Annotated in this window: 1 protein-coding gene; it reads right to left on the bottom strand. The window is 69.4% G+C overall.

From position 1 onward, the window contains the following. Window positions 1–854 (bottom strand): glucose-1-phosphate thymidylyltransferase RfbA (gene rfbA, locus KSY82_RS10200; RefSeq protein ID WP_217751126.1); only part of this gene is annotated, 854 nt, incomplete at both ends.

Genomic DNA, 854 nt, shown 5'->3' with positions numbered 1-854 from the left:
CGCGGGCTGTTGACGATCTCGCCGGCGGCGACCTTCTTCAGGTGCTGCCCGTAGACCGACTTGCCGTAGGCCTTCGCGGCCTCCTCCAGCTCGGCGGTCGTGATCCAGCCGTTCTCCCAGGCGATCTCCTCGGGGACCGAGACCGGCAGGTCCTGGGAGTGCTCCACGGCGCGGACGAACTCCGCGGCCTCGTGCAGGCTCTCCATGGTGCCGGTGTCCAGCCACGCGTAGCCGCGGCCCAGGGTGACGACGGACAGCGTCCCCTCCTCCAGGTACATCTGGTTGAGCGTGGTGATCTCCAGCTCGCCGCGCGCGGAGGGCTCCACCCTATGCGCCTTGGCGGCCACGTCGCCCGGGTAGAAGTACAGGCCGGTGACGGCGTAGGAGCTCTTGGGCTCGGCGGGCTTCTCCTCGATGGAGACGGCCCTCCCCTCGCCGTCGAACTCCACGACGCCGAAGCGCTCGGGGTCGTCCACGTGGTAGCCGAAGACCGTGGCGCGGCCCGACTCGGCGTTCTGGACGGCGCGCGTCAGGTGGCGCGACAGGCCGTTGCCGTAGAAGATGTTGTCGCCCAGCACCAGGGCGCACGGCTCGCCGGCGATGAACTCCTCGCCGATGGTGAAGGCCTGCGCCAGGCCGTCCGGCGAGGGCTGCTCGGCGTAGGACAGGTTCACGCCGTAGCGCGAGCCGTCCCCGAGCAGGCGCTCGAAGTTGGGCAGGTCGGTCGGCGTGGAGATGACCAGGATGTCCCGGATGCCCGCCAGCATGAGGGTGCTGAGCGGGTAGTAGATCATGGGCTTGTCGTAGACCGGCAGCAGCTGCTTGGAGGTCACGAGCGTGAGCGGGTACAGGCG

Origin of the sequence: Collinsella aerofaciens, assembly GCF_019131995.1 — a bacterium.
Classification (GTDB): domain Bacteria; phylum Actinomycetota; class Coriobacteriia; order Coriobacteriales; family Coriobacteriaceae; genus Collinsella; species Collinsella aerofaciens_S.
This window is presented reverse-complemented; position numbering and strand designations above follow the sequence as displayed.